11 protein-coding genes are annotated in these 13,663 nt (G+C 73.7%); all 11 read left to right on the top strand.

All coding sequences use genetic code 11. From position 1 onward, the window contains the following. Position 1: 1 nt before the first annotated feature. The 11 genes from gspF to ftsY all read left to right on the top strand — a co-directional run bounded on the left by gspF (position 2) and on the right by ftsY (position 13,582). Positions 2-1,231: a type II secretion system inner membrane protein GspF gene (gene gspF / locus ANAE109_RS03730; protein WP_011985047.1), complete on the top strand. Its 1,230-nt coding sequence runs from the start codon at positions 2-4 to the stop codon at positions 1,229-1,231. A gap of 5 nt (positions 1,232-1,236) precedes the next feature. After that, entirely contained in the window at positions 1,237-1,650 is a 414-nt protein-coding gene (gspG, locus tag ANAE109_RS03725) for a type II secretion system major pseudopilin GspG (RefSeq protein ID WP_011985046.1), read from the top strand. Positions 1,651-1,657: 7 nt separating this feature from the next. Further along, positions 1,658-2,269, top strand: a complete 612-nt coding sequence (locus ANAE109_RS03720; RefSeq protein WP_011985045.1) for a type II secretion system protein — start codon at positions 1,658-1,660, stop codon at positions 2,267-2,269. Beyond that, a complete protein-coding gene (locus tag ANAE109_RS03715; RefSeq protein ID WP_011985044.1) occupies positions 2,266-2,931 on the top strand; it encodes a prepilin-type N-terminal cleavage/methylation domain-containing protein in 666 nt (221 codons plus the stop codon). The genes ANAE109_RS03720 and ANAE109_RS03715 overlap by 4 nt, the downstream gene beginning before the upstream one ends. Continuing rightward, positions 2,931-3,650, top strand: a complete 720-nt coding sequence (locus tag ANAE109_RS03710) for a type II secretion system protein GspJ (protein WP_011985043.1) — start codon at positions 2,931-2,933, stop codon at positions 3,648-3,650. Before ANAE109_RS03715 ends, ANAE109_RS03710 begins: the two co-directional genes overlap by 1 nt. After that, the gene (locus ANAE109_RS03705; RefSeq protein WP_011985042.1) at positions 3,650-5,008 is read left to right on the top strand and encodes a type II secretion system protein GspK; all 1,359 of its coding nucleotides are present in this window, start codon (positions 3,650-3,652) and stop codon (positions 5,006-5,008) included. The genes ANAE109_RS03710 and ANAE109_RS03705 overlap by 1 nt, the downstream gene beginning before the upstream one ends. Before the next feature lie 3 nt (positions 5,009-5,011). Continuing rightward, positions 5,012-6,598: a pilus assembly protein PilM gene (gene pilM / locus ANAE109_RS03700; protein WP_011985041.1), complete on the top strand. Its 1,587-nt coding sequence runs from the start codon at positions 5,012-5,014 to the stop codon at positions 6,596-6,598. Continuing rightward, positions 6,599-7,159, top strand: coding sequence for a type II secretion system protein GspM (gspM, locus tag ANAE109_RS03695; protein WP_234945235.1), 561 nt, complete (start codon positions 6,599-6,601; stop codon positions 7,157-7,159). A gap of 5 nt (positions 7,160-7,164) precedes the next feature. Next, positions 7,165-8,082: a type II secretion system protein GspN gene (gene gspN / locus ANAE109_RS03690; RefSeq protein ID WP_011985039.1), complete on the top strand. Its 918-nt coding sequence runs from the start codon at positions 7,165-7,167 to the stop codon at positions 8,080-8,082. Between the two features lie 255 nt (positions 8,083-8,337). Beyond that, positions 8,338-11,934 (top strand): chromosome segregation protein SMC, encoded by a 3,597-nt coding sequence (gene smc / locus ANAE109_RS03685; RefSeq protein WP_011985038.1) that lies wholly within the window; start codon positions 8,338-8,340, stop codon positions 11,932-11,934. Between the two features lie 250 nt (positions 11,935-12,184). Next, positions 12,185-13,582 (top strand): signal recognition particle-docking protein FtsY, encoded by a 1,398-nt coding sequence (gene ftsY / locus ANAE109_RS03680; protein ID WP_011985037.1) that lies wholly within the window; start codon positions 12,185-12,187, stop codon positions 13,580-13,582. Positions 13,583-13,663: the final 81 nt, after the last annotated feature.

Genomic DNA, 13,663 nt, shown 5'->3' with positions numbered 1-13,663 from the left:
GATGCCCGTCTTCCAGTACAAGGCGCTCAACGCCGCCGGCAAGGCGGTCCAGGGGCTCAAGGAGGCGGACTCGCCGAGGACGCTCCGCGCGAACCTGCGCCGCGAGGGCGTGTTCCTCACCGAGGTGATCGGCGAGGCGCAGGCGAAGGCGCAGGCCAAGCGCGAGGTGAACGTCCGGCGCTGGATGCTCGGGCGCGTCGGCGCGCGCGATCTCGCCGTCGCGACCCGCCAGCTCGCGGTGCTCGCCCACGCCGGCATCCCGCTCGTGGAGGCGCTCACCGCGCTCGTCGACCAGGTCGAGCACGAGCGCCTGAAGCGCGTGCTGGGCGACGTGAAGCAGCGGGTCAACGAGGGCAGCGCGCTCGCCGACGCGCTCGCCGCGCACCCCCGCGTCTTCTCGACGCTGTACGTGAACATGATCCGGGCGGGGGAGTCGTCGGGCGCGCTCGAGATCGTCCTCGTGCGGCTCGCCGACTTCACCGAGAGCCAGGCGCGGCTCCGCTCCAAGATCGCCGGCACGATGGCCTACCCCATCGCGATGATGGTGATCGGGACGCTCATCATGGGCATCCTCTTCACCGTCGTGATCCCCAAGATCACGCAGATCTTCGACAACACCAACGCGACCCTCCCCTGGTACACGGCGGTGACGATCGGCATCTCGTCGTTCGCGGCGCGCTGGTGGTGGGCCATCCTGCTCGCCGTCGCGGCCACCGGGTACGGCCTCGCCCGCTGGCGGCGGACGCCGGCGGGGCGCGGCGCCTGGGACCGCGCCGTGCTGCGCGCCCCCATCCTCGGGCCCATCGTCCGCCAGGTCGCCATCGGGCGGTTCGCGCGGACGCTCTCGACGCTGCTCAAGAGCGGCGTCCCCCTGCTCACCGCGATGGACATCGTGAAGAACATCCTCGGGAACGTGCGGCTCGCGGAGGTGGTCGAGCAGGCCCGCGACGCGATCCGCGAGGGCGAGTCCATCGCCGCGCCCCTGAAGCGCTCCGGGGAGTTCCCGCCGCTCGTGTACCACATGGTCGCCATCGGCGAGCGCTCGGGCGCGCTCGAGGAGATGCTCGCCAACGTCGCCGACGCCTACGAGGACCAGGTCGAGACCACCATCGCCGCGCTCACGTCCCTGCTCGAGCCGGTGATGATCGTCGCGATGGGCGGCGTCGTCGCGTTCATCGTGTTCTCGGTCCTCATGCCGATCCTCCAGATCAACAACCTCGCAGGAGGCTGAAAACCGTGAAGTCCAGCAAGCTCGCCCGCGCCGCCGCGCGCGGCATGACCCTCATCGAGATCATGGTCGTCCTCGTGATCCTCGGGCTCATCGCCTCCGCCGTCGCCGTGAACGTCATCGGCCGGCAGAAGGAGGCCGAGCTCAAGAAGGCGGCGACCGACGTGCAGAACATCGCCAACCAGGGCGTGGACGCGTTCCGGGTGATGCGCGGCCGCTACCCGTCCACCGAGGAGGGGCTGCGCATCCTGATCCAGGAGGGGTTCCTCAAGGCCAACCAGCCGGACGGATCGATCAAGGACCCGTGGCGCAACGACTACGTCTACCTCTACCCGGGCCAGAAGAACCCCGACGGCTTCGACGTGAAGTCGAACGGCCCCGATGGGCAGCCAGGCACCGAGGACGACATCGTCAACTACTAGGAGCGACTTGCGCCGGATCCACCCACAGGCCAGGGGCTTCACGCTCATCGAGCTGCTCATCGTCCTCGGCGTGGTCGCGCTCGCCGCCACCTTCGCCGTGCCCGCGCTCCAGTCCGTCTCGGGGGCGAACGCGCGCAAGGCGGCGAGCGAGCTCGCCGGGTCGATGCGCGCCCTCTTCGACGTGGCGGCCCTGCGGCACGCCACCTGTCGCATGGCGATCGACCTCGAGTCCCGCACGTGGTGGGCGGAGTGCGCGCCCGGGCGGGCGGGGATCGCGGCCGATCCCGACCGCGTCGCCGCGCCGCTCGCGGAGCGCTTCCCCGCCGAGCGCGACGAGGAGGTCCGGCAGCTGCTGGCCAGGACCGAGTTCGGCGCGCTGCAGGACCGGGTGGTGAAGAAGCGCGAGCTGCCCGGGAGCGCGCGGTTCGGGCCGGTGCGGGTCGAGGGGCGGCGGGAGGCGCTCGAGGAGGGGACGGCGTACGTGTACTTCTTCGCGGGCGGGCAGGCCCAGCGCGCCTGGGTGCCGGTCGTCGACGGCTCGAACCGCTACACCATCGTGCTCGAGCCGTTCACCGGCCGCGCGCGGGTCGTCCCCGGGGACGTGGAGGTGAAGGAGTGACACCGGCGCGCGACAGGGACCGCCCCGGGCCGCGCGCGGCGGCGTCCCGCGCCGAGCTGGCCGCGGCGCCGGCGCGCAGCCGGCGCGGAGCCGTCGGGTTCACGCTGCTCGAGGTGATGATCGCGCTCTCGATCCTCGCCGCGGCGCTGCTCACCGTCTCCGAGATCGTCGGCGGCTCGCTGCGCAACCACGTGCGCGCGCGGCAGCTCGAGGTCGCGACGCTCCTCGCGCGCGGGAAGATGGCGGAGCTCGAGACGGAGTACGAGCGGAAGGGCTTCCGGGACTTCGACGAGGGCGAGGAGGGCACGTTCGAGGAGGAAGGCCACCCCGAGGTCCGCTGGTCCACCGAGGTGGTGAAGCCGGAGGTGGACCTCTCGGCCGAGCGGATCCTGCAGCTGCTCACCGGCGGCGAGGGGGGGCTCGAGGAGCTCCTCGGCGCCGCCCAGCCGCAGGGCGGCGAGGGCGGGCCGCAGCTCGTCACGCCCGGCGCGGCGGGGCTGGCGCAGGGGCTGCAGGCCCAGATCACCCGCCTCGGCGAGCAGATCAAGAAGGGCGTGCGCGAGGTGCGGCTGACGGTCTCGTGGAAGGACGGCAAGCGCGACGAGTCCTTCACCGTCGTGACGCACATGGTGGTGCTCGCCCCCAGGGAGCCGGGCGCGTGATGACCGACCGCCTTGCCGCAGCGCCAGCGAGCCGCCGGCGCGGAGCCCCGACCGCAGCGCCGCGCACGCGGCGCGGAGTCGAGGGGTTCACGCTCGTCGAGGTGATGATCGCCATCGCGATCACCGCCCTCATCGGCGCCATGACGGTGGGCAGCTTCCGCCAGGTGGATCGGGCCTCGGAGCTCGTGCGCGCGCAGGGGGACCGCTACGCGGCGGCGCGGGTCGCGCTCACGCGGCTCTCGCGCGAGCTCACCATGGCGTTCCTCTCCGATCACTACGACCGGGCCGAGCACCGCGAGCGCCCCACCCTCTTCCGCGGCCGCGAGGACGAGGTGCTCTTCGCCACCATGGCGCACGAGCGGCTCTACCTCGACGCCAAGGAATCGGATCAGGCCGTGGTCGAGTACGTGCTGGACACCGATCCCGACCACGCCGGCGAGGAGGCGCTCTTCCGGCGGGCGAAGCCGCGCATCGACGCGGACCCCGAGCGCGGCGGCCGCCGCGATCTGGTCGCCGATCGGATCACCGCCTTCCGGCTGCAGTACTGGGACCCGAAGCGAAAGGAGTGGGTGCGCGAGTGGTCCACCCGCTCGACGGAGCACGAGGCGGAGCTGCCGGAGCGCGTGCGGATCGAGCTCGAGACGAAGCTGCCCGACGGGCGCACCGAGCGGCTGTCCACGGAGGCGCGGATCGCGATGACGCGGCCGCTCGACTTCTGATGCGCGCGCGCGACCAGGCCCGTCACCGGGGCGGAGAGCGGGGGGCGGCGCTCCTCGTCGTGATCGTGGCGGTCGCCGTCCTGACCGCCCTCGCGGCGGAGCTCGCGTACGAGACGCGGGTCTCCCTCGAGATCGCGGCGAGCGCCCGCGACGAGCTCCGCGCGACCTACCTCGCGAAGAGCGGCGTCGCGCTGTCGCGGATGGTGCTCGGCTTCCAGCAGCAGATCGACGACGCGGCGAGCGCCGCCTGCGGGCTCCTCGGCGGCGGGCCACGGCAGGGCACGCCGGGCCAGCGCGGCGCGCCGGGGGCGCCCCAGCAGCCCGCCGTCCCGTGCCCCCGCCCGCAGATCTGGAGCGCCGTGCCGGTGGGGTCGGCCCTCGTGCAGTCGCTCTTCGCCGGCGCGGCGCCCATCGAGGCGGCGAGCGCGGAGGCGGCGCGCCCCGGCTTCGGGGAGTTCGAGGGCACGTTCGAGGCGAAGATCGAGGACGAGGGGCGCAAGGTGAACGCGCAGCTCGACGGCTTGCAGGCCTCGGGCGCGGCCCGCATGCAGGTGCTGGGGCTCTACCAGCTCGTGTGCGATCCGCGCTGGGACCCGCTGTTCGCGCGCGAGGACGCGAACGGGACCCGCACGAGCCGGCAGGACCTCATCGTCCACCTGCGCGACTGGCTCGACGACGACAAGGTCTCGTCCTCGCTCCTGGCGGGCTTCCCCGGCTCCGCCTGCCTCATGGAGCCGGCGAACCCTCCGTTCGAGAACGGCTTCGGCGACGAGAACTTCCCCTACGACAAGGGGCCGGAGCGCTACCGCGCGAAGAACGCGCGCCTCGACTCGATCGAGGAGCTGTACCTCGTCGCGGGGGTGAGCGATCCGTTCATGGCGGCCTTCGCGGATCGCCTGACGGTGTACCTGCCCACCGACGCGCCGCGGAACGTGAACACCCTCGATCGCCGCGACCTCGTCGAGCTGGCCCGCCTCCTCGCCGACCCCCCGGGGCAGCCTTACCTGCTCGACCCCGAGTTCGGGACGAAGCTCCAGCAGGTGATCGCCGAGCAGACGATGGGTGGGCTCATGACCATCACGCCGCAGCAGTTCGCCGCGACGATGCAGGGGCTGGGAATCAGCGTGAACGTGAACGCGCTCGGCTCGGCCGCGGGCGGCAACCAGCTCCTCACCGACCGCTCGTACGTCTTCCGCATCCGCGCCACCGGCGTCGCCGGCGCGGTCACGAAGCACGTCGACGCGGTCGTGAGCTTCGATCCCAAGCAGAACCGCGACCCGCAGGCGCAGGTGCAGCAGCTCCAGTCCCAGGCCACGGGCGTGAAGCCGAGCCGGCTGCTGCGCTGGCGCGAGGAGTGACGGATGGCGCAGAGGATCCTTGGCCTCGATCTCGGGGCACACGCCGTGAAGGGGGTGCTCCTCGAGAGCACCTATCGCGGCTACACGGTGGTGGACTCGGCGCGCGCCCCGGTGGCGCCGCCGGCGGACGACGGGGCGCGGCTCGTGTCGCGCCAGGCGGACGCGCTCCGGGCGCTGCTCGCCGAGCGCGGCTGGCGGCCCGAGGCGGTGATCGCCGCGTTCCCCGGCGCCGCCGCCTCGTCGCACGTGGTGACCCTCCCCTTCACCGAGCCGCGCCGGATCGAGCAGACCGTGGGCTTCGAGGTCGAGGGGCAGATCCCCTTCGACCTCGACGAGGTCGCCTGGGACTGGCAGCCGCTGCACGCGCACGACGGCGAGACCGATCTGCACGTCTCCGTCGTCCGCAAGGAGGAGCTCGCCGCGCTGGTCGCGGCGCTCGCCGCGGCGGGCGTCGATCCGCGCGCCGTCGTCCCCGCGGGCCCCGCCTACGCCGCGCTGTTCGCGACCGGGGCCGTCGCCGCCCCCGAGGCGGACGCCCCGCCCGACGGGGCGGACGTGGTGCTCGACGTGGGGCACGAGCGGACGAACTTGTGCGTCGTCGCGAACGGCGGCGCCGAGGCGGTCCGCACCTTCGCCTTCGGCGCCGCCCACCTCGCCCGCTCCGTCGCCCGCGAGCTCGGCCTCCCGGAGGGGGACGCCCCCGCCGCGCTCGCCGCAGGCGAGGCGGATCCGCGCGCGGGCGAGGCGCAGCGGCGCGCGCTCGCGCCGCTCGCGCGCGAGCTGCGCGCGACGCTCCGCGCCTGGCACGCGCGCGCCGGCGCGCGGCCGGTGCGGCGGCTCCTGCTCTGCGGCGAGGCGGCCCGCCTCCCCGGCCTGACGGAGCTGCTCGCGCCCGAGGTGGAGGGGCCGGTCGCCCCGCTCGCCCTCGCCGCGCCCGCCGCCGAGCGGATCCCGGCGGAGGAGGCCCCCGGCCTCGCCCTCGCCCTGGCGCTCGCGCTGCGCGGCCACCAGGGCGCGCGCGCGCCGCGCCTCAACCTGCGCCGCGGCGAGCTCGCCTTCACGCGCGACTTCGAGCACGTGAAGGGCAAGGTCACGCGCCTGGGCGTGTTCGCGGCGCTCCTCGTGCTCCTCGCGGTGGTGAGCTCCGGGGTGCGGCTCTTCGCGCTCGCGCGGCAGGAGAAGGCGCTCGACGACGCGCTCTGCGACGCGGAGCAGAAGGTCCTCGGCAAGTGCTACGCGAGCTTCGAGGAGGCTCAGGCCGTCCTGCGAGGCCGCGGGACGCCGGGGGCGGCGATCCCCCGCGTCTCCGCGGTGGAGGTGTTCGCGGAGCTCGCGCAGCGCGCGCCCGACGTACCGCTCCGCTTCGAGCGGATGGAGGTGACGAAGGACAAGCTGCACCTCCAGGGCACGACCGACGCCGCCGAGAACGTGGACAAGATCGTCTCGGCGCTGCAGGCCTCGCGCTGCTTCGGGGACGCGCGCTCCGGCGGCGCGCGGCGGCGCGCCTCCGACGGCAAGTTCGAGTTCTCCATCGACTCGGGGATCACCTGCCTCGAGTCGGGCCCGGCCGCGCCGGGCGGGAGGGGTTAGATGATGGACCGGCTCCGGAAGCTCCGCGCCGACGCGGAGGCGTGGCTGGCGAAGCTCTCCGCGCGCGAGCGCGTGATGGTCACCGCCGCGGCGGTCGCGGTGGTCGCGTTCGTGGTCTGGCTCGTGTCGTTCCAGATCTCCTCCGGGATGGCGGCCCGCGAGGAGCGCATCGACCAGAAGACCAAGGTGATGTCCCAGTTCGGCAAGCTCGCCGAGGGCTACCGTCGCAACCAGGCGGAGCGCCAGGCCGTGGAGGCGCGCCTCAAGGGCCAGCCCATCCAGCTCATGAGCCACATCTCGCAGGCGGGCGCCGCGCTCGGGATCGAGGTGAACGACCTGCGCCCCACCGGCGCCCCCGCGGAGCTCGAGGGGCTGCGCGAGGAGTCGGTCGAGGTGAACCTCGCCCGCATCGATCTCCCGCGGCTCGCGCGGCTCCTGCATTCGCTCGAGCGCGGCGCGGGCGTCGTGAAGGTGCGTCGCATCCGCGTGACGACCCGCTCCGACGATCCGGCGCTCGTGGACGCGACGCTGGTCGTCTCCACCTACCAGCTCCGGACCTGACGCCCATGAAGATCGACTGGATCCGCTGGCGCCCGCGCCTCCTGTACGGGGCCTTCACCGCCCTCGCCTTCATCCTGGCGCTCCGCTGGACCTTCCCCGCCGAGGCGGTGAAGCAGCGGATCATCGTCGAGGCCGCCGCGCGCGGCTGGCAGATCGACATGGCAGAGGTGGGCGCTGCGGGCTTCCTCGGCATCGACGCCGAGGGGGTCACGGTGGAGGACGCCGCCGGGATGAAGATCCCGGTGGACGAGCTGACCGCCTCGCTGCGCCTGCTGCCGCTCCTCACCGGCCGGCGCAGCGTCGCGTTCGACGCGCGCCTGTACGACGGTGAGGTCGAGGGCACCGCGGATCTCTCGGGGGAGGAGCGCCACCTGGCGATCGAGGCCGAGGGCGTCGACCTCGCCCGCGCGCTGCCGCTCCGCAAGGCGACCGGGGTGGACGTTGCGGGGAAGCTCTCGGGCCGGGCGGACCTCGTCCTGCCGGCCGCGCCGACCGGCAGGCCCACCGGGCGCATCGACCTGACGGTGAAGGAGGCGGGGCTGAACGGCGGGCGGCTCCCGGTCCCGGGGATGACCGGAGGGTTCGCCGTCCCGAAGCTCTCGCTCGGCGAGATCGTCGCGGCCGTGGCGCTGGAGCAGGGGAAGGCCACCTTCTCGAAGCTCGAGGCGAGGGGGGGCGACGCCGACTTCACGGCGGAGGGGCTGTACGCGGTGCTGCAGCCGCGCCTCGAGTTCGCGCCCATCTCCGGCAAGGCGAAGCTGCGGGTGAAGGACGCGTTCTGGGCGCGGCGCGAGACGCAGCCGCTCAAGGGCGTCGCCGAGGCGGCCCTCGCGTCCTCGCGCGGGCGTGACGGAGCGTGGAACTTCGTCGTCTCGGGGAGCGTGGGGAAGCCGCAGCTGCGCCCGGCGCCCCCCGGCCAGTGAGCGGGCGGGCGCCGCCCTCGCCCCCTCGCTCGACGTGGCGTTTGCCGGCGCCCTGGTCGCCCCGTCGCCCGCCCGTCGGCTGCTCCCCTACCGAGCCTACCGATGTGACGCTACATGCGGTGTCACGCAACGCCGCGTTCTCATGGGCGAAATCGCACCCAGGGCAGGGAGCCCCCGCCCGGACCCTGGGAAAACCCCCCTGCGATCAAGGGCTTCCCTTGAAGCTGCCCATGGGGTCGTGATATCGGGTTCGCCATGCGCATCCGGCGGCTCGACATCGTCGGCTTCAAGTCGTTCATGGACAAGACCGTGGTCGCCTTCGACGAAGGCGTCACCGGCGTCGTCGGCCCAAACGGGTGCGGGAAGTCGAACGTCGCGGACGCGATCCGCTGGGTCCTCGGCGAGCAGTCGGCGCGCCACCTGCGCGGCCGCTCGATGGAGGACGTGATCTTCAACGGCTCGGAGTCGAAGCCGCCGCTCTCGATGGCCGAGGTGATGCTCACCTTCGAGAACGACCGGCCGAGCGAGCTCCCGACCCAGTACCAGGGCTTCTCCGAGATCACGGTGGGCCGGCGCCTGTTCCGCACCGGCGAGTCCGAGTACCTCGTGAACGGCGTGCAGGCGCGCCTGCTCGACGTGAACGACATCTTCTTCGGCTCGGGCGTCGGCCGCACCGCCTACTCGATCATCGAGCAGGGGCGGATCGGCCAGATCGTCTCCGCCCGCCCCGAGGACCGGCGCGCCATCATCGAGGAGGCCGCCGGGATCACGAAGTACAAGAAGCGCCGCGAGGCGGCCGAGCGGAAGATGGAGGCGACGCAGCAGAACCTGATGCGCGTCGCGGACATCGTGCAGGAGCTCGGCAAGCAGCTCGACAGCCTCAACCGGCAGGCGCGCAAGGCCGAGAAGTACAAGGCGCTCCGCGGCCAGATCCGCGAGCTCGAGCTCCGCTCCGCCGCGGCGCGGTACCTGGAGCTCACCGCCACCCGCCGGGCCGCCGAGGAGCGGCACGCGACGCACAAGGCCGAGGAGGCGGAGGCCGCCGCGCGGCTGGCCGAGCTCGACGGGGCGCTCGACGGCGACCGGGCCCTGCTCGCCGAGAGCGAGGCGCGCGTCGGCGACCTCACCGGGCGCGAGCACGCGCTCGAGAGCCAGGCGCGGGTCTCGGAGGTCTCCGTCGAGGCGGCGGCCCGCGAGCTCGAGCAGATCGCCGAGCGGACGCGGGCGCAGGCCGCCGAGGTCGAGGCGCTGAAGGCCCAGGCCGAGGCGCTCTCGCAGGAGCGCGAGACGCTCCTCCAGCAGCGCGAGGATCTCCAGTCGCTCGTCAGCACCGACGAGACCCGCCTCGTGGACGCCGAGGCGGCCCTCCGCGACGCCGGCCGCGAGCAGGGCGCGCTGCAGGGCGAGGCGGATCGGTCGCGCGCCGCCGCGGCCGCCGCGCTGTCCGAGGCGACCTCCCACAAGAGCCAGCTCGCGCAGATCGAGCGCCAGCGGCTCGACCTCCGCGGCCGCATCCAGAAGAACCGCGGCGAGGCCGACGACCTCGCGCAGCGCACCTCGCAGCTCGACGGCTCGCGCTCGCGCTTCGTCGAGAAGCTCGGCCAGACGCGCCAGCTCAAGCTGCGCCTCGACGAGCAGCGCGGCGCGCAGGAGGAGATGCTCGAGCGCACCCGCGCCGAGTTCATCCAGAACGAGGCGCGGCTCATCACGCTCCGGGAGGAGCTCGCCGAGAAGCGCTCGCGCCTCAACAGCCTCCTCGAGATCGTCCGCAACTACGAGGGCTACGGCCGCGGCGTGCGGAGCCTCATGACGCGCGCCGGCCAGGCCGAGGCGCGCGACCGCGGCGTCTTCGGCCTCGTGGCCGACGTCGTCTCCGCGCCCGCCGAGTACGAGAACGCCATCGAGGCGGTGCTCGGCGAGCGGCTCCAGTACGTCATCGTCGAGAGCCACTCGCAGGGCGTCGAGGCCATCGACTACCTCAAGACGGCGGCGGAGGGCCGCGCCTCGCTCATCCCCATGGCGCGCCTGCGGGAGGCGACCCCGGGCGCGGCGGCGGCCGACCTCGGCCACCCGGGCGTGGTGGCGAGCTGCCTCGACGTCATCCGCTTCGAGCCGTCCTACGAGAAGGTCGTCCGGTTCCTGCTCGGCGACGCGCTCATCGTGCGCGACCTCCCCGCCGCGCTCGAGCTCTGGCAGCAGAGCGGCGAGAAGCGGACCCTCGTGACCCTCGACGGGGAGGTGCTCGATCCCTACGGCGTCGTCACCGGCGGCCCGCTCGAGGGCGAGGGCCACGGCGCGCTGCAGCGCCGCCGCGAGGCGCAGGAGCTCGAGGACGTCGTCCGCGCCTTCGAGGCCGACTTCTCGCTCGCCCAGGAGCGTCACCGCACGCTCCAGGCGCGCCTGCTCCAGCTCGAGGCCGCGCTGAAGAGCCTCGACAAGGACGGCCGCGAGAAGGAGCTCGCCCTCCTCGATCAGGAGAAGGACCTCGCCCGCGTGGGCGAGGAGCTCGAGCGCGTCGGCGAGCGCATGGGGGCGCTCGAGCTGGAGCGCTCTCAGCTCGAGGACACGCTCGGCGCCCTCTCGCGCGAGGAGGAGGACCACCGGGTCGCGGCGGCGACGGCGGAGGCGGAGGCCTCGCGCGCGGAGGAGCGCGCCCGCGACGCGGTGGAGCGGCTCGAGCTCACCCGCCAGCGCGGCGACGTCCTCACCGCCGAGCTGATGAACCTGAAGGTGAAGGTCGCGGCGGACGCCGAGCGCCGCGAGGGCATCGGCGCCGCGCTGAAGCGGATCGACGACGCGCGGCGCGAGGTGGACGAGCGGCGGGCGCGGCTGTTCGCGGCCCTGTCCGAGGCCAACGCGCGCGCGGCGGAGCTCCGGGGCCGCCTGGACGGCACCCGCGTCGATCTCGATCGCCTCTCGCAGGACCTCGCCGCCATGCGCGAGGAGCTCGCGCGCGCGCGGGCGGAGCACGAGGGCCGCGCCGTCGCGTCGCGCGCCCGCGAGGCGGAGGCCCGCGAGCTGCGCGGCCGGCTCGAGGCGGCCCGCGCCGCCATCTCGGAGGCGGCGCTCACCGCCCGCGAACAGGCCCTCGCGCTCAGCCACCTCGAGGAGCAGACGCGCGAGCGTTGCCAGGCCGAGCTCCGCTGGGAGGTCGCGCGCTTCCACCTGGAGCGGCCGCCCGGCGACGCCGAGCGCGAGAAGCTCGAGGAGCTCAAGTCGCAGGCCGACCGGATGGGCGCCATCAACCTCACCGCCATCGAGGAGTACGACGACCTCTTCAAGCGCCACGAGTTCATGAGCGCGCAGAAGGCGGACCTCGAGCGGTCGCTCGCGGATCTGAAGTCCGCCATCGTGAAGATCAACCGCGCCTCGCGAGAGCGGTTCCAGGAGACCTTCGACCGGGTGAACGAGAAGTTCCAGGCGGTGTTCCCGCGCCTCTTCAACGGCGGCCGCGCCGGCCTCGTGCTCACGCAGGCCGACGGGGAGGGCGAGCCGGGGGTGGAGATCTTCTCCCAGCCCCCCGGCAAGAAGCTGCAGAGCGTGAACCTGCTCTCCGGCGGCGAGAAGGCCCTCACCGCCGTCTCGCTCATCTTCGCCATCTTCCTCATCAAGCCGACCCCGTTCTGCCTCCTCGACGAGGTCGACGCGCCGCTCGACGACGCGAACGTCGGCCGCTACAACGACATGGTGAAGGAGATGTCCAAGACGTCGCAGTTCATCCTCATCACGCACAACAAGCGGACGATGGAGATGGTCGACACGCTGTACGGCGTGACCATGCAGGAGCCGGGCGTCTCCAAGCTGGTCTCGGTGAGGCTTTCGGAGCGCACCAAGGAGGCCGCGGCGGCCTAGCTCGGCGAACGATCCCGGGCCTGCGGCGGGCGTCCTCGCTCCTTGCGCCTGCGGCGTACGGAAGCAGTACGCCTCGGCGCGCGTCGCTGCGGGTGCCCGCCTCGGCTCCGGGCTCCTTCGCCTCGTGTCCCGTCCGGAACCCACCACGAGGTGCGTACGGGACGACGGGGGCCTCGCGCTTGGGCTCGCGTTCATTGACACAGCGTTCCAGCGGCCTCTATAGAGTGCCGAATCTCAAGGGAGTTCCTGCGTGCCGCCGCGCCTTCAAGCCTTCCTCGAGTCGCTGACGCCGAACGAACGCATCGCGATCGCGATCGCCGCGCTGCTGGTCCTGCTCCTGCTCGTCGCCGCGATCCGGCTCGCGCGGCGGCGCAGGCCGCCGCCCGGCCCGTCCGCGCCGTCCGCGGAGCGCGAGCTCCGCGCAGGCCCCGAGGCGCTGCCGCCCCCGTCCGCGAAGCTCCCGCCGCCCGCCCCACCGCCGGCGCGGGTGCCGGCGCCGCCCCCGGCGCCCCCGGCGGACCGCGCCGGGCGCGAGGCGGAGGAGGCGCGCCGCAAGGAGGAGTACCGCCGCAAGAAGGAGGCGGAGCGGCTCGAGCGCGAGCGCCGGCGCCAGGAGCGCGAGGAGGCGGAGGCCCGGGCGCGGGAGGAGGCCGCGCGGGCCGCGCGCGAGGCGGAGGAGGAGCGGCGCCGCGAGGAGGAGGAGCGCCGCCGCCGCGCCGAGGCCGAGGCGGGCAAGACGCTCGCCGCCGGGCTGGAGAAGACCCGCGGCGGCTTCATGGCGCGGCTGAACGCCCTCTTCTCGGGCGGGAAGCTGGTCGACGACGCGGTGCTGGCCGACCTCGAGGAGGTCCTCTTCACGGCCGACATCGGAGTGCGCACGGCGACGCGGCTGCTCGAGTCGGCGCGCGAGCGCGTCCGCCGCAAGGAGCTGTCGGATCCGGAGCGCCTGAAGGACGCGCTGCGCGAGGAGATCGCGCGCATCCTGGCGCTGGACGGCCAGCCCGCCGCCGCGCGGCCGCTGGAGCTCGGGCCGGCACGGCCCTGGGTGGTCATGGTGGTGGGCGTGAACGGGTCGGGCAAGACGACGACCATCGGCAAGCTGGCCTCCAAGCTCCAGGCCGAGGGGAAGCGGGTCCTCCTCGGCGCGGGCGACACGTTCCGCGCCGCCGCCGGCGAGCAGCTCGAGATCTGGGCGGAGCGCGTCGGCGCGCCGATCGTCCGCGGCAAGGAGGGCGCCGACCCGGCCAGCGTGTGCTTCGAGGCGGTGCAGCGCGGCGCCCAGGACGGCGCCGACGTGGTGCTGTGCGACACCGCCGGCCGGCTCCACACGAAGGCGCCGCTCATGGAGGAGCTCAAGAAGGTGAAGCGCGTCATCGGCAAGGCCGTGGACGGGGCGCCGCACGAGGTGCTGCTCGTGCTCGACTCGACGAACGGCCAGAACGCCATCGCCCAGGCGCGCCAGTTCCACGAGGCGCTCGGCGTCACCGGGATCGTGCTCACCAAGATCGACGGCACCGCCAAGGGCGGCGTCATCATCGGCATCTGCGACGAGCTCGGGATCCCCGTGCGCTACGTCGGCGTGGGCGAGAGCGTGGCGGACCTGAAGGCCTTCGTGCCCGCGGAGTTCGTGCGGGCGCTCTTTGATTAGACGGGGACTGCGTCCCCGCCCCAGCGGCGGAGCCGCTGGGGCCCCACCCCTGCTCGGCGGGGCCCGTGAACCTGCGCGCCC

This window comes from Anaeromyxobacter sp. Fw109-5 (assembly GCF_000017505.1).
Lineage (GTDB): Bacteria > Myxococcota > Myxococcia > Myxococcales > Anaeromyxobacteraceae > Anaeromyxobacter.
Note: the sequence above shows the minus strand (reverse complement) of the source record. Positions and strands in the feature narration are given on the sequence as shown.